Source organism: Fodinicola feengrottensis (genome assembly GCF_010993775.1).
GTDB lineage: Bacteria > Actinomycetota > Actinomycetes > Mycobacteriales > HKI-0501 > Fodinicola > Fodinicola feengrottensis.
On record NZ_WOTO01000009.1, the window covers coordinates 36927 to 56826 of the forward strand.

Below are 19900 nucleotides of genomic sequence, written 5' to 3' on the forward strand. Positions count from 1 at the left end.
CTGAGCAACGTCAAGGTCGGCGACTGTCTCTCGCAGGACCCGGAGACGCACCTGTCGAAGGTCGTCGACTGCGGTCAGACAATGACGGCAAGGTGTACGCGACCCCCGCACTTCCGGAAGGCAAGTTCCCCGGCGACGCGAAGGTCACCCAGCTGTCCCAGTCGCTCTGCCAGGCGGCCCCCGGCCTCCCGTCCGGCGCCACCAACTTCGTCTACGCCGCTCCCACCGAGACCCAGTGGAACCTCGGCCAGCACAAGGTCTACTGCCTGTACAAGGCCTAACCTTCCAGCGATTCACCGAGCGGGGTGCCGGACGGCACCCCGCTCGGGGTTGTGTAGAGCCGGCGGACGACCTCGTCGATGTCCGGCTCGGCGACCTGCAGGTCGCGCAGCGGTGCGGCGGCCGCGACCGCGCCAATCACCGCGGCCGCGGTGGTGTCCGACGGCGAGAAGGACAGCGTCTGCCGACGGCCCTCGGCCTCGATCCGGTCCACCGTCGCGGAAGGCACCTCAAGTCGCCCGTACGGGCCGTCCAACTCGACGATCACCCGGCGCCGCGATCCGTACGCGCGGTGCAGTTCCTCCAGCGTGCCGTCGTGCATGACCCTGCCGTGGTCGATCACCACCAGCCGGCGGCACAGCCGCTCGATGTCGTCCAGGTCGTGGGTCGTCAACACCACGGTGACCTCGCCGGTCGCGGCCAACGCTGCCAACGCGGACCGGACCGCCTCCTTGCTGACCACGTCGAGACCGATCGTCGGCTCGTCGAGGAAAAGCACCTCGGGGGCGTGCAGCAGGGCCGCGGTGACCTCCGAGCGCATCCGCTGGCCGAGGGACAGCTGCCGGACCGGGGTGTCCAGCAGCGGTCCGACATCGAGCAGGTCGACGTAGTTCTTCAGCCGCTGGGCGTGCTCGGCCGCCGGCACCCGGTAGATGTGCCGTAGCAGCGCGAAAGACTCCCGCAGCGGCAGGTCCCACCAGAGCTGGCTGCGCTGCCCGAACACCACGCCGATCCGGCGGGCCAGCCGCACCCGGTCCGGCACCGGCCGCAGGCCACACACTCGTACGTGCCCGCTGGCGGCGTCAGCACGCCAGTGAACATCTTCAGCGTGGTCGACTTCCCGGCACCGTTGGGCCCGATGTATCCGAGCATGTCACCGGTCTCGACGGTCAGGTCGATGCCGTCGACAGCGTGCACGTCCACCCGCTTGCGCCGGACCCGCCCGACCTTCTTCGCGATGGAGAACGTCTTGCGCAGCCCGCGGGCCTCGATGACAGTCATGATCCCGTTCCTCGGTAGTGCCGGATGCCGGTCCGCCACAGCAGCGCCGCCGCGGTGGCCAGGACGGCGGCCGCGAGCGGCGAGCAGTAGCCGAACCACGACGGCATGCCGAGCGGGTCCGGCCGGTCCAACAGCGTCAGGACCGGGTAGTACGCGACAAAGGCGAAAGGCACCACGTACGCGAAAACGACCCGAAACGCCGAGCCGTAGACGGTGATCGGGTACGACGTGAAGTCGCGGCCGCCGAACGTGAAGGCGTTGCTCACCTGCTGCGCGTCGATGAACCAGAAGGTCAAACTGCTGCCCGCCACGAAAACCGCGGAGATCGAGACGCCAGCGCTGGCGATCGACCCGATCAGCACGACGACTTTGAGCGGTGTCCACGAAATATCGTTGATCCGCAGGGCGATCGCCAGCACCACCGCGGCCTGCAGCAGCGAGCCGATCACCTTGACCTCCAAGGTGTTGACGATCAGTTGGCCGAGCGACGACAGCGGCCGGACCAGCAGCGCGTCGAGCTGCCCGAGGCGTACGTACGACGACAGGCTGTTGAGGCCGCCGGCCACCAGATCCCCGATCCGAAAGCCCGTCAGCGCCAGCCCGCTGATCAGAATGGTCTGCTTGAAGGAAAAACCGCCCAACGAGTGGGTCACGTTGAAGAGCACCACGATCGCGACGACCTCGAACACCGTGACCGCGGCCTGCGAGATCATGTCGATGACGAATGAACGGCGATAGCTCGTCTGGGACCGGATCTGGGCACCGATCAACTTGGCGTAGACCGCGACCGTATTCATCCGCCCTGCACCACCAGCCGGCGAACGGCCCGCCGCTGCACCAAAACGCACAGGGCCAGCAAGAACACGATCCAGAGAACCTGGGCGCCGAGCAGCGCGAAAGTCGCCACCGCACCACGACGCTCCAGGGCGGTGTCCAACGAGACCTGCATAATCGCCGGGAACGGCGTCAGCCACAGCACATGTTGGGCCCAGACCGGGAAAAACCCGATCGGCATGCTCAACCCGCAGAACAGTCCGGACATCAGTGACCACGCGGTTTGTACGCCCCGGTTGTCGAGCAGCCAAAAAGACGTGAGGTTCACCAGATATCGGCAGCCGAAGCTGACCACCACGCCCAGCAACGTGCTCACCAGGAAAGCCGGATACGTCCACACGTTTTTTCGGCACGTACATGTGAAAAACCAGCGCGCCGATGATGATCGGCCCGATCATCCGAATCGTCATCGCGTGCAGGGCGCGGCCGATGTCGGCGCAGAGATACGACCAGAGCGGATTGATCGGCCTCAGCAGATCGGCGGCGACATCCCCCGTGCGTACTCGATCGGCCAGGTCCGTCCAGCCCCAGATCGAGACCACTCCGAGCAGGCCCTGGCCGATCCACACGAAACCAACCAACTGCTCGCCGCGGTAGCCGGCCACCGCGCCCGCGGTGCCGGCGATGGCCAGCATCACGTAACAACGCATGAAACCGAAAATCGAGTTGGTGAAAAGCGCGGCCACGGTGGCCTGCCGGTAGGTGGCGAAGCGCCGAAACCCGGCGCCGACCAGCGCCGCCGCGCATCGCAGGCCCGCCACGAATGAGCCGCCACTGGGTGCGGTCAGGGTCCCCGTGCTCATTTGACGGGACAGTACCTGACCTCACCGGCCAAACTCCACCCGATTTGTCTTAGCCGAGCGGCTCCAGCCGAATGGGCAGCCCGTCGGTCGGATACGGCAGAGCCATGAAGTTCATCGGCGCCACGTACGCCGGATCAACGTGCCACCGGTAGCGGCGCAGCAGCTGGTTGAGGACCGATTTCACCTGCATACCAGCGAAATACAAGCCGATGCATTTGTGGACGCCGCCGCCGAACGGGGTCCACGCGTACCGGTGGATCTTGTCCTCGCGCCGGTCCTCAGCGAACCGGCCCGGGTCGAATTTCTCCGGCTCCGGCCAGGACTCGGGCATGTGCTGGGTGAAATGCAGGCCGATACTGGCCTCGGTGCCGGCCGGCAGGAAATGACCGAGCACCTCGGTGTCCTTCACCACGTGCCGGGGCAGCGCCGGCACCGGGGTGACCAGCCGGAGCGCCTCCTTCATCACCAGGTCGACCGAGGGCAGCCGGTCCAGGTCCTCGTACCCGAGCGTCTCACTCTCCAACGCCAGCACCTCGGCGCGACACCGGTCCTGCCACTGCGGATATTGGCCCAGATACTGGACCATCGTGGTCAGCGTGATCGTGGTCGTGTCATGTGCGGCCATCAACAGGAAAATCATGTGGTTGATGACGTCGCGTCGCTGAACCGGTGGCCGTCCTCGGATTCGGAATGGCACAGCGCGGTGAACAGGTCGCTGCCGTCACCGGCCCGTTTCTTCGGCAGATACTCCTTCAGGAAATCCTCCAGGACCTTGCGCCCTACCAGACCCCGGCGCCACCGGCCGCCTGGCACCGGGAACCGGACGAGGGACGTACCAGCCTGGACACAGCCGATGAAGGCCCGGTTGATGTGCTCGGCGCGGGCCCCGAGGTTCTCCTCGCCCATGAAGATGTCGGTCGCGAGGTCCAGCGTGAGCCGCTTGACCGCCGGGTAGAACTTCAGCTCGCCGCGCGCCGGCCACTGCCTCAGCCCGACCGCGACCGCCGGGTTGATGTCCCGCAAATACGTGGCCAGGCGCTCATGGGTGAAGGCCTGCTGCATGATCCGCCGGTGGTGCAGGTGCTCCTCGAAATCGAGCAGCATGATGCCGCGGTAGAAGAAGTTGTCCAGGAAACGGCCCCATCCGGGCCCGTTCGCGAACGCCCGGTCCCGGTTGGCCAGCACGGTCCCGACCGCGTCCGGCCCTAGCAGGACAACAGTCGGTTTGCCGAACAGATTGGCCCAGGACACCGGTCCGTACTGGTCGTAGCGCTGCCGGCTGGCACCGAGCGGGTCCTTCAGCACCTGCAGCGTCTTGCCAAGCAGCGGCAGGCCGGGGTCGCCCGGGACTGGTCGCAGCTCGCTGTCAGCCGGTGCCGGGGCCAGCATCTGGATGGACATCCGCGCCTCCCGAAAACGGTCGCACCCCGGCATCCGGGGCGTCTCCTGGGCCGAGCATTGACAACCGCCCTCCCGATGTCAAGAGATCGAGCTGAATGAGCGATCGCTAAGTTGGTACGGAAAGAGCCGCGACCCGGCTGGGTCGCGGCTCTCGTGGACGGGTCCAGCCCTGCTGCGCTGACTCAGGGCTGGCTGGCTCTGGGCTAGCTGACTCTGCCTAGCCGGCTCGGCGCGAACTCCACTGGCGCGGCACGCCACCGGTGTTCTTCGAGCCCCGGGCCTGGATGTTTCCGGGCACCTGAGTGTGGGTGATCTGCTTGCCCTTCTTCTGGGCACGCCGGGCGGCCCGGTTCATTGGCTCCTCGGGCGCGGTGGCGTCCTGCGGAGTCTCGTCGGGCTGGGATTCAGGGTTGGCGGGCATGTTTTTCTCCTCCGAACGGGCTGGGATGCAGCTGGTGGGACGTACGAAACACGCACGTCCAGCTTGCAGGCTCACAGAACGGAAGCGGCTCAGATCATGTGGCGAGCGTACCAGCGCACCGGCCCGGCCGGCACCTGGAATACCGCGGGCTCGAATCCACTGTGGACAGTCAGGTCAGGCTTTGAGGTTGCACGGGCTAAAGGTGAGGTCGTCGTTCTTCATCCAGCCGGCGGCCCGGTTCAGCTCGATCACGTCGCCCCAGACCATGTTGTTCTGGCATGAGTCGATGGTGACCTCGACATGCCACCCCTGCTGGATGTGGTCGAAGACCTGTCCGTTGGGGTTGGAGGTGGCGTAAAGGGTGGTGTCCCTGACCGCGGACGAGCAGTAGTACGGGTATTGGCAGTCAGCGGCGGCCGGCGCCGCCGCGACGGTCAGCGAGCCGGCGACCAGCGCGGCCACGCCAGCGACCCGGACGAAGAGTTTCATTCTCACCGATTTCCTCCCTGAGCTCGAATAAGCGACATCTCGCGCGGGAGCACGTTACGCGAGCCCAGGAATCTATACAACGTTGCAAATGTCATCTCGGCGGTCCGTGCCGACCTTCACAGCTGGCGCGCTCTGACCCTTCGAGTAGGTTCGGGATCATGGAATTTCGACACCTCGGCCGTTCCGGCCTGCTGATCAGTGAAATCTCGTACGGCAACTGGCTGACCCACGGCTCCCAGGTCGAGCAGGACGCCGCGATCGCGTGCGTACACGCCGCTCTGGACGCCGGCATCACCACCTTCGACACCGCCGACGTTTACGCCGGCACCAAGGCCGAGTCAGTGCTGGGCGAGGCCTTGAACGGCGTTCGCCGCGAGTCGTACGAGCTGTTCACCAAGGTCTACTGGCCGACCGGGCCGGGCAAGAACGACCGGGGCCTGTCCCGCAAGCACATCATGGAGTCGATCGACGCCTCGCTGCGCCGGCTGCAGACCGACCATCTCGACCTTTATCAGGCACATCGGTACGACTTCGCGACGCCGCTTGAGGAGACGATGAGCGCGTTCGCGGACATCGTGCACTCCGGCCGCGCGCATTACATCGGTGTCTCCGAATGGACCGCCGGGCAGATCCGGGAGGCCCACAAACTGGCTCAGGAGCTGCGGATTCCGCTGGTGTCGAGCCAGCCGCAGTATTCGATGCTGTGGCGGGTCATCGAGGCCGAGGTCGTCCCGACCTGCCGCGACCTCGGCCTCAGCCAGATCGTGTTCTCACCGGTCGCGCAGGGCGTGCTGACCGGCAAATACAAGCCTGGCGTGGCGCCACCAGCCGGCTCGCGGGCCACCGACGACAAGGGCGGCGCGAACATGATCTCGCGCTGGATGCGCGCGACGACGTCCTTACACGGGTGGAAAAACTCGAACCGCTCGCGGCCGAAGCAGGTCTGTCCATGGCACAACTCGCGGTCGCCTGGGTGCTGCAGAATGAAAACGTCGCCTCCGCCATCATTGGCGCGAGCCGCCCCGAACAGGTCGCCGACAACGTCAAGGCCTCCGGCGTCACCCTGGACGACGACCTCCTCAAGGCCATCGACGAGGCCCTCGGCGACGTGGTCGAGGGCGACCCGTCCATCAACGCCTCCCCCAAAACCCGCCCCTGACCCCTCCGCGACGCCCCCCATAGCCGACTTTCTTTGGCCCTAGTTCGACGGCGCCAGAAAAACAGAATGCTGGCCCACCCGCGCTCTTTGCGGGTGGGCCAGCATTCTCACTACTCCAGCAGATCTGGAGCCCACCGCTCTAAGTCGGCTACACCTCAGCCGTCAGCGGCATCGTGTATTCGACCTTTGTCGTCGTCGGCCAGCAGTGACACCTGGGTCACCCCGGCTTCGGACAGCTGCTTCCAATTCAGCCCGAGCCAGGTCTCCGCGTCGGACTGGCTGGTGAACAGCCCGGCCTCCGGCCCTTCCAGCACCGTGCCGTCGGCTGACTCGTACCGCCAAGTCCAGTTCATCGACCCCTCCAGCTCGCCACCATGTCCTTTGGCGAGCATAGGTCCTGTCTGGGGCGGCGGTGAGGTGAGTACGTTGATCGGGTGAGCGCTGATCAGATCCAGGACAACCCGTTCGCCGACCTCGCCATCGACCTGCCGGATCTCGCGGTGCTGCAGGGCCAGACCGCCGCCGCGTCCGTAGCGGACCGGCCGTACGGCGAGATGGCCGCCGGTGTGCGGTGGGTGGCCACCGTACGATCCGGCGCCCGAGCGCCTTTCGAGCAGATCCAGGCGATCGTGCTGGCCGCCGACCACGGCATCGCCGCGCAGCGAGTGTCCACCGCCGAGCCGGCCGCGCATCGACCGAACGCGCCAAGGCAGCACTGTCCGGCGCTTCGACGCTCAACCTGCTCGCCGAGGCCGCCGGCGCGCAGCTGGCGGTCATCGATGTGGGGCTGGACTCCGAGCCGCTGGGAGAGCCGTCCGCGCGACGGGTCCGACGCGGCAGCGGTGTGCTGGGCTCCGAGGACGTACTCACCGCCAGCGAGGTGGCCGCGGCGATCGCGCTCGGCCGCTCTCTCGCCGACGAGTACGTGGACGCCGGTGCCGACCTGTTGGTGCCGTGCATCATCGGCGTCGGCGCCTCCACGCCGGCGGCCACCCTGGTCGCCGCGGTGCTGGGCGACGAGCCGGCCGCGATGACCGGCCGCGGCAGCGGGATCGACGACAACGCGTGGATGCGCAAGTGCGCCGCCGTACGGGACGGCCTGCGCCGGGCCCGGTCCCGGCCAGCCGACCCGGCCGGCATCCTCTCGGCGGCCGGCGGTGTCGACATCGCGGTCGTCACCGGGCTGGTGTTGCAGGCCGCCAACCGGCGCACACCGGTGCTGCTGGACGGCGTGGCCGTACTGGCCGGGGCACTGGTGGCGTCCGAGGTCTCGTACGCGGGCACCGACTGGTGGTGGGCGCCGCAACTCGGCGACGACCCGGCCGAGCTGAAGGCCGCCGAGGCCTTGCACCTGACCGCGCCCACCGCCCGCCTCCGGCTCCGCCTCGGCGACGGCGCCGGCGCTCTCGCGGTGCTGCCGCTCTTCCAGTCGATGCTCCGCCTCGCCGCCCGTACCCACTCCCAGTAACCGCCCAGCGAGTGGGTGTTGACCGCAATGGCAGGCGTGGGTGGTTACGGGGAGTCGGCGTTGCGGCCAAAGGGGCTTCAGGCGAGGTCGAGGGACTCGCAGGCCTGCCAGGCGAGCGGGCTCAGCCACGGCCGGAGGCGGCCGAAGAAGCGCCGGAGGGCCTCCTCGTGCTCCACTCGGAAAGCCGGGCTGACCTGCGCAATGTCCAGTTCGTTGGCGGCCGACAGCTCGGCGAAGTCACGCAGCCGGTCAGCCGGCGGCTGGTACGTCTCGCCGGTGAAGCGGTCCCGGAACAGCACCTTCTCGGCGGACAGGGTCGGGTACGTGGCGGCGCGGTCGCAGCTCGCGTAGAAGTAGACCAGCGCCTCCGCCTCGATGCCCGTCAACGTACGAAGCTGCTCCCGCCGCTCCAGCGGCAGCAGCGACTCCGCGAAGCCGTCGGTGCCGTAGAAAGCGTGCGCCAGACCGGCGAGCTGGAGCGCTGGCCGAGCACCCCAGCCGCGCAGTTCTTCCGACACCCGGCGTAAATGGGCCAGCAGCGTGCCACCCGGGTGCTCCATCCGGTCAGCGCCGTGGGAGACAAGCAGGTCAACTACCGCTTCTTCAGCCACATCCATCAATCAATTCTGCGTCCGTCGTACGCACCGCGCGCCGGACTGCCGAAAATGCCACATTCCTTGCGCTCGAACAAAACCTATGCTGGCGGCGTCGGCTCCGCGCTGGACTGGTCCGCCGGCTTGGACGGCGGTGCGGTCGGCTCCTTGGTCGGCGGCGCGGCGCGGACGGGGACGGGCTGGGCGTCGGCTTCGCGGACGGCGAGGGCGTGACCGGCGACGACGGGCCGATGCTCGGCGACGGATGCGGCGAAGGCGTACCAGAGCTGCCACCACCAGGCTCCCGGTCGCTGCCGCGCTTGGGCGCTTGGGCGTGCCGCTGCCACCGCCGATGCTGGTGCCGCCGTCCGGCTTGCCATGCAGGATCGAGGTCAGCGAACCGCCGCCGACCAACTCGACCCCGACCACTACCCCAGTGCCCAGCGCGAACACCAACGCCGCCAGCACGGCGACCCCGGCCCCAGCGCAGCTGGCGCAACAAGTCCAACCATCGGGCGGGAGCCGATTCGACCTGAGGAGTCGACTGTTGCGCCAGGTCGGAACCCTCGACGCGGGCAGTTGCCCGAATCGGCCCGGCGGTGGGGCGCAGCTGGGCGGTGCCCTCGCCCGCCTTGGCCGAAGCCGATCGTCGAGTCGCTGACCTTCTTCATCAGCGTTGTCTCGTCGGCTGGTCGAGCCGCTCCCGCGCCCGGCACCGTGCTCGGCCGCGGAGGCCGTGGAGGCGGCGGCCCGAGCCGGGCTGGATCAGTAGTCGGCTCCGGCCCGCCGGACCGTACGACGGTGGTGTCGTCGGGCACTACCCGCAGCTGCGAGATGGCCTGCACCGGAATCACCTTGCGCAGGGTCTCGTTCGTACGACGCAGCGAGGCTTTGTAGACGGAGGTGCCGACGGTGATGATCACCGAACCGAAGCCCGCGCCGATCAGGGTGCCGGCGACTCCGAAATACGACGCGGCGACGGCCGACGTGACCGCCGCGAGGGCTCCGGCGATGACCTGGGTGAAACTCAGGTCCAGCCGCGCCTTGATGGACGGCTTCGGCTGGGTTTCATCATCGCGGTCAGGCGAATGCGGGGCGGTCATTAGTCCTTACGAGGTCGAAATTCCGGTCTTCTTTGACCCTTCTCTCTTCATTCATCGATCGGGAGCACCCGCTGTGTTCCAGGATGTGAGTGAGCGCACCACCGGCACCGTACCCCGGCCATTCCCGGCTGGCACTTTTTGCCGTCCGGTGGCCGAAAAAACTAGCGTACGTGTGAAGGCACAAAAGGCGGCGTGGTGACAATCATCGCCTGCCGGCGGCCGCGTACGTCCACCTCGACCTCGTCGCCTGGTTTCACCCCGGCGGCGGTGTCCAGCAAAGCCAGCCCGATCCCGGTTCGCAGGGTCGGCGAGAAGGTTCCGCTGGTGACCTCGCCCACCACGGTGTCGCCGGCGAGCACCTGCATGTGCGCCCCGCGGGATGCCGCGGCCGGTCGCCTTCAACCCGGTCAGCCGGCGGCGCGGTGCCGGCCGCTCGGCGACCAGCACGTCCCGACCCCAGAACGCCGGCTTGTCCCAGCCGACCGCCCACGCCGACCGGGCCTGGACGGGAGTGATGTCCAACAGGTCCTGGCCGTGCAGCGGATAGCCCATCTCGGTACGCAACGTGTCGCGAGCACCGAGTCCGGCGGCGCGTACGCCCAGGTCCTGGCCCGCCGCGAGCAGCGCGTCCCACACCTGGACGGTGTGCTCCACCGGGATGACCAGCTCGTATCCGTGCTCGCCGGTGTAGCCGGTCCGGCAGGCCACCACCTCGGCGCCGGCCACGTGGGTGTCTACGAAAGACATGTAGTCGTGGTCGGTCGGCACGTCGAGCCGGTCGAGCAGCTCGGCCGAACGCGGTCCCTGCACGGCCACGACGCCGTACGACTCGTGCCGACCGACGACCTCGATGCCGGCCGGCGCGGCGGCTGTGAGCCGGCGGACCACCTCGGCGGTGTTGGCCGCGTTGGGGACCAGGAAGACGTGGTCCGGGCCGTAGAGGTAGGCGATCAGGTCGTCGACCACGCCCGCCGAAACGTCGTCGCAGCACAGCGTGTACTGGGCCTGGCCCGGCGCGATCTTGCCGAGATCAGCGGTGAGGCAGCTGTTCACGAAGTCGGCGGCGCCGGGGCCGCGCACGGTCGCCTTGCCGAGATGGGACACGTCGAAGATCCCGACGGCTTCCCGTACGGCCGTATGTTCGGCGATGACCCCACCGCCGGCGTACTCGATGGGCATCTCCCAGCCGCCGAAATCGGCGATCTTGGCGCCGGCCTCAACGTGCCGGGCGTGTAGCGGGGACCGTCGCAGCGGGTTCTCACTCATAACAGGAACCTAACGTCTGCGACCCGGGGCCCGGCCAGCGGCAACACACCATAAGCTGACTGACGTGATCACACTCGACCTCTCCGCCGACTCCGCCGCCACGACCGTCGCGGACGCGGTCGTCATCGGGATCCACAGCAGCCCCGACGAGGATGGACCGGTGCTCGCGGCCGGTGCGGAGAGCCTCGACAAGGCGCTCGACGGCGCCCTCGCCGCGACCTTGCGCCAGCTCGGCGCGAGTGGCTCGGCCAGTGAGGTCACCAAGCTGGCCACCCTCGGCGCCACTACCGCCCCGGTGGTGCTGGCGGTCGGGCTCGGCGGCGAACCGGCGGACGGTGAACCGATCGACCAGGACACCCTGCGGCGGGCCGCAGGGGTGGCCGTACGGGCGCTCAAGGGCAACGAGCGGGTCGCGCTCGGCCTGCCGCTGGGCGACCTCGACGCGGTTCGTGGGGTGCTCGAAGGGGCTTTGCTCGGCGGGTACGAGTTCATCGCGTACAAGACGCCGTCGGCGAACGGCCGCAAGGAGCCGGTCTCCCAGCTCACCCTGCTCGTCGGCGACGCGCTGGACAAGGCCGACAAGGCCCTGAAATCCGAGGTCAAGCGCGCACAGACGGTGGCTGAGGCGGTCCGGCGGACCCGCGACTGGGTGAACACCCCGGGCAACTACATGCGGCCGCCGTCGCTCGCCGACGCGATGCGGGACGCGGTCGCCGGCAGCGGCGCCAAGGTCGAGGTGCTCGACGACGCCGCGCTGCGCAAAGCCGGCTTTGGCGGCATCCTCGCGGTCGGCGACGGCAGTGACGCGCCGGCCCGGATGGTCCGGATCACGTACTCACCGCGCGGCGCCAAGAAACACGTGGCGCTGGTCGGCAAGGGCATCACCTTCGACACCGGCGGCATCTCGATCAAACCAGTCGCCGGCATGGGCAAGATGAAGAGCGACATGGCCGGCGCTGCCGCCATCGTCAACACGATCATCGCCGCCGCCACCCTCAAGGTGAAGGTGAAGATCACCGCGTACGCGCCGCTGGCCGAGAACATGCTCTCCGGTGCCTCGTACCGGCCGGGTGACGTGGTCACCATGTACGGCGGGAAAACCGTGGAGATCATCAACACCGACGCCGAAGGCCGGATGGTGCTCGGCGACGCGATCGCGCGGGCCGCCGAGGACGACCCCGACTACCTGATCGAGACCTCCACGCTGACTGGCGGCCAGGTCGTCGCGCTGGGCAACCAGACCAGTGGCGTATGGGGTTCGGAGGACCTGCGGTCCCGGGTCGTGGAGGCCGGCGGCCGGGTCGGCGAGGCCATGTGGCCGATGCCGCTGCCCGACGACGTACGACACGGCATGGACTCCCCGATCGCCGACCTCTCGCAGACCAACCACAGCGGCGAGCGGGCCGGCCACATGCTGCAGGGCGGCGCTTTCCTGGCCGAGTACGTGCCCGAAGGTCTGCCCTGGGCGCACATCGACATCGCCGGCCCGAGCTACCACTCCGGCGGCGCGTACGGCCACATCGTCGGCGGCGGCACCGGCGTCCCGGTGCGTACGATCCTGGACCTGCTCGACGACATCGCCGAGAACGGCTGAGGGCCGCGTGCACAATCGGATTCCGATTGTGCACGTCGGGTGCCGCTGACCAGCACTAGCGCTCAGTGCCGCAACAATCGGACATTTCCTACGTGACATTTCTCAAGATGTCCGGTCTCATGCTTACCTGAGCCGTTGTTTCCCTGTTGAGCAACGGAAAGGAACGCATGAGCCTGTTCCGTACGACCGCCCGCGCGGCGGTTCTCCTCGGCGCAGTCGGTGCGCTGGTGGCGCCTGCGGCGAGCTACGCGGCGCCGGCCGCGGTGTCCGGCTACTTCACCGACGACGGTGTCCGCATCCGGTCCCAGCCGAACCCGTTCGATCCAAACAACGTGGTGGGGCTCGGCTACCGCGGTCATTCGGTGACCGTCTACTGCTTGTTCAACGCCGACGCGAACGGCAACTTCTACCAGCTACGCGACAACACGACAGGTGTAAGCGGCTATTCGAGCATCGCCTACACCCACGCCAACGGTGACGTGAGCTACTGCCCGAACGGCAGCGGCTGACCGCCGTCCGTCCGCAACGACTCGCTTGCACGAGACCTGGATCCACCGGTTCTGCGTGGAGGTGAAGAGCTTTGCCCTTCACCCAGCGGTGGATCCAGGCTCCGGCGAGTGGTCAGTCCATGGAACCGCGCGGGACGACCCACTCATGCGGCTGGCCAGTGACATCCGCGATCAGGTCGAAGTCGTGGTCATAGTGCAGAATCGTCAGTCCGCGGCGCTCGGCAGCGGCGGCGATCAGCAGGTCTGGCAGCTTTCGACCACGTCGGCCGGCAGCGGCCAAGGCTCTTTGCACTCCCCCGGCTCGCGCCAGGTCGCCTGGCTCCACATCCACGGCCACGAGCGTGCGATTCGCTCTCAGCAACGCATCCCATGCGTCGGCGTTGCGAGCAGAAGCTCCGACTTCGAGGTCGGAGAGCGTGCACCGAGCCAGACTCGACGTTGTCATCAACCGACGTACGTACGGCCGCGCGAACACCATCGTGTTTGGCGATGCGAGCCAGCACGCTGGTGTCTGCCAGGTGCGTCAGCGCCACATGTCCTCCCTGTCAGGGAGGTCCATCGTCGACCAGACGTCGAGAGCCGCATCGATCGTGTCGCCACTGAGCGTCCGCCCGGTCGCGAGGTTCAAAGCGGCGTTCACCGTGTCCTGATCGTCTTGGTGCCGAGATGCTCCTGAGCAGCGGCAAGAGCGCCTTCATCCAGATCCACGAGATGCTTCACAGGACGAGTATATACCAGCCACTCCGGGTATATCCTGAGTGGTAGGTCAGGACTTGAGGGACGGGAAGTCGTCCTCGGTGAACTCGCCGTCGACCTTCGTGTCGGAGTCGCCGTGTACGTCCCGTTCCCGCCCCCGCAGCTCTACCCGGCGGATTTTGCCGGAAATCGTCTTGGGCAGCTCGGCGAACTCCAGTCGCCGGATTCGCTTGTACGGAGCCAACTGCTCCCGCGCGAATCGCATGATTGACTCAGCGGTCTCGGCGGTCGGCGAAAATCCGGCCGCCAGCACTACGTACGCCTTGGGGACAGCCAACCGGATCGGGTCCGGCGAAGGCACCACCGCGGCCTCCACCACGGCCTCATGCTCAATCAGCACACTTTCCAGCTCAAAGGGCGAAATCCGGTAGTCCGAAGCCTTGAACACGTCGTCCGTACGCCCCACATAGGTCACGTAACCATCCGCATCACGCGATCCCACGTCACCGGTGTGGTAGTAGCCGCCGCGCATTGCCTCGCTGGTCCGCTCGTTGTCATCGCGATAGCCAGTCATCAATGCCACCGGACGATGGGCCAGATCCAGGCAAATCTCGCCTTCCTCAGCCGGCTGGCCGGTGATCGGGTCGACCAGTTCGACGACGTACCCGGGCAGCGGGCGGCCCATCGAGCCGGGTTTCACCTGCTGCGAAGGAGAATTACCGATCTGCGCGGTGGTTTCGGTCTGCCCGAAGCCATCCCGCAGCGTCAGCCCCCAATGTTGCTTGACCTTCTCGATAACTTCGGGGTTCAGCGGCTCACCGGCGCCGACGACTTCGCGTACCGGCACCTTGACCTTGCTCAGGTCGGCCTGGATCAGCATCCGCCACACCGTTGGCGGCGCACAGAAACTCGCCACATTGCACCGTACCAACTGATCCAACAACGCGGTGGCGTCAAAGCGCGCGTAGTTGTAGATCAGCACGGTCGCTTCCGCGTTCCACGGCGCGAAAACGTTGCTCCAAGCATGTTTTGCCCAACCTGGCGACGAAATATTAAGGTGTACGTCTCCCGGTTGCAGCCCGATCCAGAACATCGTCGACAGATGCCCCACCGGATAGGACGCGTGTGTGTGTTCGACGAGCTTGGGCTTCGCGGTCGTACCAGAAGTGAAGTAGAGCAACAAAGGATCGCTCGCCTGCGTCGGCCCATCGGGCTCGAAATCGGGCGAGGAGTCGTACGCGTCGCGGTAGCTCAGCTCCAACCCTCGACCGGCTCCCCCACCGCGATCCTGGTGTAGTCACCGGCCACCTCCGCGAACTTCGCGGCATCAACGGATCCGACCACCACATGGCGGGCGTTGCCGCGGTCGACCCGGTCACGCAGGTCCGCCGGCCCGAGCAGGGTGCTGGCCGGGATCAGCACGGCACCGAGCTTGATGCACGCGAGGATCGTCTCCCAGAGCTCGATCTGGTTGCCCAGCATCAGGATCAGCCGGTCGCCACGACCCACGCCGTGGCCGCGCAGCCAGTTCGCCAGCCGGTTCGACCGCTCGGACATCTGCGCGAACGTGAGCTTGCGCTCCGAGCCGTCCTCCTCGACCACCCACAACGCGATGCCGTCGTTGTCCTTCGCGACCACGTCGAGCCAGTCGAGCGCCCAGTTGAACTCGGTCAGCTCCGGCCAGCGGAACTGGGCGTACGCGGTGTCGTAGTCCTCGCGGTGGGCGAGGAGAAAATCGCGGGCGGTACGGAAGGTTTCGGTCGACGCGTTGGCCATCGCTGCTCCCTGACTGGGCAGTCAAAGTCGGGTGATGAGCAACACTAACGAGCGCGCGGGGACCTCGCGAGGGCGCTTGCCCGAACGGAGTGCCAAGATGGGGATCGTCCCACGTCAAACGTCAGGAGAACCCGTGACAGACGGCAACACCGTGTACGACATCGTCATCCTCGGTGGCGGCAGCGGTGGGTACGCCTGCGCATTGCGCGCGGTCGACCTGGGCAAGTCCGTTTTGCTGGTCGAGAAAGACAAGGCCGGCGGCACCTGCCTGCACTACGGCTGCATTCCGACGAAGGCTCTGCTGCACGCCGGCGAGGTCGCCGACCTCAGCCGCGACGGCATCCAGTTCGGCATCAAGACGACACTTTCGGGCATCGACATGAGTGGCGTCCACTCGTACAAGGACGGCATCGTCGGGCGCCTCTACAAGGGCCTGCAGGGCACCCTGAAGTCGCGTGGCGTCACGTATCTGGAGGGTGCCGGCAAGCTCGTCTCGCCGACCGCCGTCGAGGTCGACGGCCAGCGGTACGAGGGCCGGCACGTCGTCCTGGCGACCGGGTCGCAGCCCAAGTGGTTCCCCGGTTTCGAGCCGGACGGCGAGCGGATCCTCACCAGCGAGCACGCGCTCAAGCTCGACCGCGTACCAGCCAGCGTGGTCATCCTCGGCGCCGGCGCGATCGGCGTCGAGTTCGCGTCGATCTGGCGGTCTTTTGGCGCGGACGTCACGATTGTCGAGGCGTTGCCGAATCTCGTACCGCTGGAGGACAAGGACTCCTCCAAGCTGCTGGAGCGGGCGTTCCGTAAGCGCAAGATCGCTTTCCACACCGGCACCAAGGCGTCCAAGGTCGAGAAGACCGACTCGGGTGTGAAGGTGTCGCTGGAGAACGGCAAAGAGGTCGAAGCCGAGATCATGCTGGTGGCGGTCGGTCGCGGGCCGGTGTCCGCCGACCTCGGGTACGAGCAGCAGGGCGTCCAACTCGACCGCGGTTTCGTGAAGGTCGACGAGTATTGCCAGACCGCCGTCGAGACCATCTCCGCCGTCGGTGACCTGATCGCCACCCCGCAGTTCGCGCACGTCGGCTTCCAGGAAGGCATCCTGGTCGCCGAGCGGCTCGCCGGCCTGCAGGTGATGCCGATCGACTATGCCGGCATCCCACGGATCACGTACTCCGACCCGGAGGTCGCCTCCGTCGGCTACACGTCCGAGCAGGCGACGGAGAAGTACGGCGAGATCAAAGAGGTGTCGTACAACCTCGCCGCGAACGGCAAGTCGCTCATCCTGCAGACGCAGGGCGCGGTCAAGGTGATCGCCGCGAAAGATGGTCCGGTCGTCGGCGTACACATGGTCGGTGCCCGGGTCGGTGAGCTGCTCGCCGAGGCCCAGCTGATCTACAACTGGGAAGCTTTCCCGGCCGAGGTGGCGCAGTTCATCCACGGCCACCCGTCGCAGTCCGAGGCCATCGGCGAAGCGCATCTGGCGTTGGCCGGCAAACCGCTACATTTCCACAATTAGACGCAGCCACAATTAAAACAAACCTGTAGGAATCAAAGGGAGTCGCAACCGACATGCCGGTCTCCGTCAAACTGCCCGCGCTTGGCGAAAGCGTGACCGAGGGCACCGTCACCCGCTGGCTGAAGCAGGAGGGCGATCAGGTCGAGGCCGACGAGCCTCTACTGGAGGTGTCCACCGACAAGGTCGACACCGAGATCCCGTCCCCGGTGTCAGGCACGCTGAGCAAGATCGTGGTCGCCGAGGACGAGACCGTCGAGGTCGGCGCCGAGCTGGCCATCATCAACGACGGCGGTAACGCTGGCGAGGACGACGCCGGTACGAGCGAGGCCGCTCCCGCCGAGCAGCCCGCCGCCGAGCCGGAACCCGAGCCCGAACCCGCGGCCCCCGCCGCTGAGGCTGAGCCGGAGCCCGTACAAGCGCAGGAGAAGCCTGCCTCGGGCGGCTCTGAGGGTGGCACGCCGATCACCCTGCCGGCGCTCGGCGAGTCCGTCACCGAGGGCACCGTCACCCGCTGGCTGAAGCAGGTCGGTGACAGCGTCGACGTCGATGAGCCGCTGCTTGAGGTCTCCACCGACAAGGTCGACACCGAGATCCCGTCGCCGGTCGCCGGCACCCTGCTGGAGATCAGCGTCGCCGAGGACGAGACCGCTCCGGTCGGGGGGGCGCGCAGCTCGCGGTGATCGGTACGTCCGGTGGCTCGTCCGCGCCGGCTGCCGCCGCTCCCACTCCTGCTCGGGAAGCCCCGAAACAGGAAGCTCCGCAGCAAGAGGCTCCGCCCGCACCGGCTCCTGCTGCCGCCCCCGCCCCGGTGGCTCAGGCTCCAACCGCCGCCCCGGCGGCGCAGACCTCGAACGGCGAGGCGGCCGGCGCGTACGTCACGCCGCTGGTCCGCAAGCTGGCCGCTGAGCACAACGTGAGCCTGGCCAGCCTGACCGGTACGGGTGTCGGCGGCCGGATCCGCAAGCAGGACATCCTGGACGCCGCTGAGAAGGCGAAAGCCGCCGCCGCGAAGCCCGCACCGGCAGCCGTCGCGGCTCCGGCAGCTCCGTCAGCGCCGGCCGCCAAGCCCGGTGCCGTCAGCGAGGCCGCCGCCGCGCTGCGCGGCAAGACCGTGCCGATGACCCGGATCCGCAAGGTGATCGCCAAGCGGATGGTCGAGTCGCTGCAGGTCTCCGCGCAGCTCACCACGGTTGTCGAGGTCGACGTCACGACCATCGCGAAGCTGCGCAATCAGGCCAAGGCCGACTTCGCGGCCCGCGAGGGCGTGAAACTCTCGTTCCTGCCGTTCTTCGCGCTCGCGACCGTCGAGGCGCTACGCCAGCACCCGCAGGTCAACGCGACGATCAACGACAACGAGACGGTCACCTACCACGACGCGGAGCACCTGGGCATCGCAGTGGACAGCCCACGCGGCCTGCTGGTCCCGGTCGTCCACAACGCCGGCGACCTGAACCTGGGTGGCCTGGCCCGCAAGATCGCGGACCTCGCCGAGCGGGTGCGTACGAACAAGGCCAGCCCGGACGAGCTGGGTGGCGGTTCGTTCACGCTGACCAACACCGGCAGCCGGGGTGCGCTGTTCGACACCCCGATCCTGAACCAGCCGCAGGTCGGCATGCTCGGCACCGGCGCGGTGGTGAAGCGGGCCGTGGTCATCGACGACCCCGCGCACGGCGAGATCATCGTGCCGCGCTCGATGGTCTACCTGGCCCTCACGTACGACCACCGCCTCGTCGACGGCGCCGATGCGGCCCGCTTCCTGGTCACCATCAAGGATCGGCTGGAAGCCGGCCAGTTCCACAGCGAAGTAGGCCTCGGCTAGCTCCGGTGTTGTTGATCTTGGTTAGTTGGCCCGTACGAAAAGGATATTCCGAACCGATGTCCGTTTTGCGTAGGCCAACTAACCAAGATCAACTTCCTGCGGCCATCAGCGGGAGTATGGGTAGATGAAGATCGCGATCACCGGGGCAAGCGGGATGATCGGTACGGCCCTTCAGCCTCTGCTGCGCGCCGACGGCCACGAAATCCTCCGGCTGGTCCGACGCGAGCCAGCAGCGCCGGACGAGGCTCAATGGGATCCCGACCACCGAAAGCTCGATCCGACACTCTTGTCCGATGTGGACGCGGTGATTCATCTAGCCGGCGTCGGTGTCGGCGACAAACGTTGGACTTCGGCGTACAAGAAACTTCTGGTGGACAGTCGAGTTAATGGTACGTCCGCGGTCGCCCACGCCCTGGCCGAAGCTGCCGCGGACGGGCGGCAGCGCGTGTTGTTGTCCGCGTCGGCGGTCGGTTGGTACGGCGACACCGGCACGATCCCGGTCGAGGAGTCGACGCCCGTCGGCGACGGATTCCTGGCCGATCTCGTACGGCAGTGGAAAAAAAAAGCGACAGCGCCCGCGGCCGACGCTGGCGTGCGGGTGGTGCTGATGCGCAGCGGATTGGTCTGCGGCCGCGGTGGCGGTGTCATGGGCCGGATGCTGCCACTATTCAAGGCCGGCGTCGGTGGCCCGATGGGCTCAGGCAAGCAGTACTGGCCATGGATCAGCCTCCCCGACGAGCTTGCCGCGATCCAGTTCTTGCTTACCGCAAAAGACATTTCCGGACCGGTGAACCTGACCGGCCCGACACCGGTGACCAATGCGAAGTTCAGCCACGCGCACTCGGCCGGGCGCTGCACCGGCCGGCGTATCTGCCGGTACCCGGCTTTGCCCTGCGGATCGCGCTTGGCGAATTCGCTGACGAAGGCGTGTTGGCGGGCCAACGAGCGCTCCCGCAGAAACTCGTCGATGCGGTTTTTCCTTCCAGCACCCCGACGTCGATGCCGCGATGGCCTGGATCGCCAGCTAGCCGAGATAACCCGTCGCGAACTTGACCTTGTGGTGGTGAACATCGCCGGGCTTGACAGCGAAAACGTCGAGTTCGCGGACGGTGAATGGCCCGATCCGGCCGATTCCTTGACGGCTGTGGTCGATGCACGTCGAATGGGGCACATCG

At 67.3% G+C, this 19900-nt stretch carries 17 protein-coding genes and 7 pseudogenes; 10 read left to right on the top strand and 14 right to left on the bottom strand.

What is annotated here, in order from left to right; genetic code table 11:
* Positions 1-92 precede the first annotated feature (92 nt).
* The gene (locus tag GNX96_RS10480; RefSeq protein WP_163567937.1) at positions 93-281 is read left to right on the top strand and encodes a hypothetical protein; all 189 of its coding nucleotides are present in this window, start codon (positions 93-95) and stop codon (positions 279-281) included.
* Here the strand turns inward: GNX96_RS10480 and GNX96_RS10485 are convergent.
* From GNX96_RS10485 to GNX96_RS50580, 3 genes and pseudogenes are all read right to left on the bottom strand, one after another.
* Positions 278-1281, bottom strand: a pseudogene (locus tag GNX96_RS10485) (ABC transporter ATP-binding protein). The gene GNX96_RS10480 and the pseudogene GNX96_RS10485 overlap by 4 nt on opposite strands.
* A complete protein-coding gene (locus GNX96_RS10490) occupies positions 1278-2078 on the bottom strand; it encodes an ABC transporter permease (RefSeq protein WP_163567938.1) in 801 nt (266 codons plus the stop codon). The pseudogene GNX96_RS10485 and the gene GNX96_RS10490 overlap by 4 nt, the downstream one beginning before the upstream one ends.
* On the bottom strand, positions 2075-2431 hold the full coding sequence (locus GNX96_RS50580; RefSeq protein WP_279579948.1) for an ABC-2 family transporter protein: 357 nt from the start codon (positions 2429-2431) through the stop codon (positions 2075-2077). The genes GNX96_RS10490 and GNX96_RS50580 overlap by 4 nt, the downstream gene beginning before the upstream one ends.
* On the opposite strand from GNX96_RS50580, the gene GNX96_RS50585 reads away from it, so the two are divergent.
* Complete coding sequence (locus GNX96_RS50585) at positions 2424-2882, top strand: hypothetical protein (RefSeq protein WP_279579949.1); 459 nt, start codon at positions 2424-2426, stop codon at positions 2880-2882. The two genes, GNX96_RS50580 and GNX96_RS50585, sit on opposite strands and share 8 nt — an antisense overlap.
* Positions 2883-2967: 85 nt before the next feature.
* On the opposite strand, the pseudogene GNX96_RS10500 reads toward GNX96_RS50585, so the two are convergent.
* The 3 genes and pseudogenes from GNX96_RS10500 to GNX96_RS10510 all read right to left on the bottom strand — a co-directional run bounded on the left by GNX96_RS10500 (position 2968) and on the right by GNX96_RS10510 (position 5235).
* Positions 2968-4319, bottom strand: a pseudogene (locus GNX96_RS10500) (cytochrome P450).
* 217 nt (positions 4320-4536) lie between these two features.
* Positions 4537-4740: a hypothetical protein gene (locus GNX96_RS10505; RefSeq protein WP_163567939.1), complete on the bottom strand. Its 204-nt coding sequence runs from the start codon at positions 4738-4740 to the stop codon at positions 4537-4539.
* Between the two features lie 174 nt (positions 4741-4914).
* Positions 4915-5235: a hypothetical protein gene (locus GNX96_RS10510; protein WP_163567940.1), complete on the bottom strand. Its 321-nt coding sequence runs from the start codon at positions 5233-5235 to the stop codon at positions 4915-4917.
* 152 nt (positions 5236-5387) lie between these two features.
* Here GNX96_RS10510 and GNX96_RS10515 point away from each other — a divergent pair.
* Together GNX96_RS10515 and GNX96_RS50590 are read left to right on the top strand one after the other, a co-directional pair.
* Positions 5388-6038, top strand: a pseudogene (locus GNX96_RS10515) (aldo/keto reductase); the annotation flags it as partial.
* Between the two features lie 98 nt (positions 6039-6136).
* Positions 6137-6388 (top strand): aldo/keto reductase, encoded by a 252-nt coding sequence (locus GNX96_RS50590; protein WP_279580004.1) that lies wholly within the window; start codon positions 6137-6139, stop codon positions 6386-6388.
* Between the two features lie 155 nt (positions 6389-6543).
* Here GNX96_RS50590 and GNX96_RS50595 read toward each other — a convergent pair whose 3' ends face one another.
* The gene (locus GNX96_RS50595; protein WP_279580014.1) at positions 6544-7104 is read right to left on the bottom strand and encodes a hypothetical protein; all 561 of its coding nucleotides are present in this window, start codon (positions 7102-7104) and stop codon (positions 6544-6546) included.
* 23 nt (positions 7105-7127) lie between these two features.
* Between GNX96_RS50595 and GNX96_RS10525 the strand changes: the two genes are divergently transcribed.
* The gene (locus GNX96_RS10525; protein ID WP_279580005.1) at positions 7128-7856 is read left to right on the top strand and encodes a nicotinate-nucleotide--dimethylbenzimidazole phosphoribosyltransferase; all 729 of its coding nucleotides are present in this window, start codon (positions 7128-7130) and stop codon (positions 7854-7856) included.
* Positions 7857-7933: 77 nt separating this feature from the next.
* Here GNX96_RS10525 and GNX96_RS10530 read toward each other — a convergent pair whose 3' ends face one another.
* The 4 genes and pseudogenes from GNX96_RS10530 to gcvT form a co-directional block, all read right to left on the bottom strand.
* Entirely contained in the window at positions 7934-8473 is a 540-nt protein-coding gene (locus tag GNX96_RS10530; protein ID WP_163567943.1) for a DUF6817 domain-containing protein, read from the bottom strand.
* Positions 8474-8476: 3 nt separating this feature from the next.
* Positions 8477-8917 (bottom strand): hypothetical protein, encoded by a 441-nt coding sequence (locus GNX96_RS10535; protein WP_163567944.1) that lies wholly within the window; start codon positions 8915-8917, stop codon positions 8477-8479.
* Positions 8878-9552 (bottom strand): hypothetical protein, encoded by a 675-nt coding sequence (locus tag GNX96_RS10540; RefSeq protein ID WP_163567945.1) that lies wholly within the window; start codon positions 9550-9552, stop codon positions 8878-8880. The genes GNX96_RS10535 and GNX96_RS10540 overlap by 40 nt, the downstream gene beginning before the upstream one ends.
* Positions 9553-9713: 161 nt before the next feature.
* Positions 9714-10818: pseudogene (gene gcvT / locus GNX96_RS10545) on the bottom strand (glycine cleavage system aminomethyltransferase GcvT).
* Positions 10819-10882: 64 nt separating this feature from the next.
* Between gcvT and GNX96_RS10550 the strand changes: the two are divergent.
* Entirely contained in the window at positions 10883-12412 is a 1530-nt protein-coding gene (locus GNX96_RS10550; RefSeq protein WP_279579950.1) for a leucyl aminopeptidase, read from the top strand.
* Positions 12413-12558: 146 nt separating this feature from the next.
* Positions 12559-12921, top strand: coding sequence for a hypothetical protein (locus GNX96_RS10555; protein WP_279579951.1), 363 nt, complete (start codon positions 12559-12561; stop codon positions 12919-12921).
* 112 nt (positions 12922-13033) lie between these two features.
* Here the strand turns inward: GNX96_RS10555 and GNX96_RS10560 are convergent, their stop codons facing one another.
* Positions 13034-13399, bottom strand: coding sequence for a PIN domain-containing protein (locus GNX96_RS10560; RefSeq protein WP_313885621.1), 366 nt, complete (start codon positions 13397-13399; stop codon positions 13034-13036).
* 288 nt (positions 13400-13687) lie between these two features.
* Positions 13688-15393, bottom strand: a pseudogene (locus GNX96_RS10565) (AMP-binding protein).
* 97 nt (positions 15394-15490) lie between these two features.
* On the opposite strand from GNX96_RS10565, the gene lpdA reads away from it, so the two are divergent.
* The 3 genes and pseudogenes from lpdA (at position 15491) to GNX96_RS10580 (ending at position 19753) form a co-directional block, all read left to right on the top strand.
* Positions 15491-16906 carry a dihydrolipoyl dehydrogenase gene (lpdA, locus tag GNX96_RS10570; protein ID WP_163567948.1) on the top strand — a complete coding sequence of 472 codons (1416 nt, stop codon included), beginning with the start codon at positions 15491-15493 and terminating at the stop codon, positions 16904-16906.
* Between the two features lie 53 nt (positions 16907-16959).
* Positions 16960-18725, top strand: a pseudogene (gene sucB, locus GNX96_RS10575) (2-oxoglutarate dehydrogenase, E2 component, dihydrolipoamide succinyltransferase).
* A 124-nt stretch (positions 18726-18849) separates the two neighbouring features.
* Positions 18850-19753, top strand: a pseudogene (locus tag GNX96_RS10580) (TIGR01777 family oxidoreductase).
* Here GNX96_RS10580 and GNX96_RS50600 read toward each other — a convergent pair.
* Positions 19750-19896: a hypothetical protein gene (locus GNX96_RS50600; protein ID WP_279579953.1), complete on the bottom strand. Its 147-nt coding sequence runs from the start codon at positions 19894-19896 to the stop codon at positions 19750-19752. The pseudogene GNX96_RS10580 and the gene GNX96_RS50600 sit on opposite strands and share 4 nt — an antisense overlap.
* Positions 19897-19900 lie beyond the last annotated feature (4 nt).

What these genes read in the sequence shown, in the direction of transcription:
- GNX96_RS10505 (WP_163567939.1), bottom strand. Translation starts at nt 4,740, where the DNA reads ATGCCCGCCAACCCTGAATCCCAGCCCGACGAGACTCCGCAGGACGCC.
- GNX96_RS10540 (WP_163567945.1), bottom strand. Translation starts at nt 9,552, where the DNA reads ATGACCGCCCCGCATTCGCCTGACCGCGATGATGAAACCCAGCCGAAG.
- GNX96_RS10490 (WP_163567938.1), bottom strand. Translation starts at nt 2,078, where the DNA reads ATGAATACGGTCGCGGTCTACGCCAAGTTGATCGGTGCCCAGATCCGG.
- GNX96_RS10530 (WP_163567943.1), bottom strand. Translation starts at nt 8,473, where the DNA reads ATGGATGTGGCTGAAGAAGCGGTAGTTGACCTGCTTGTCTCCCACGGC.
- GNX96_RS10560 (WP_313885621.1), bottom strand. Translation starts at nt 13,399, where the DNA reads ATGGTGTTCGCGCGGCCGTACGTACGTCGGTTGATGACAACGTCGAGT.
- lpdA (WP_163567948.1), top strand. Translation starts at nt 15,491, where the DNA reads ATGGGGATCGTCCCACGTCAAACGTCAGGAGAACCCGTGACAGACGGC.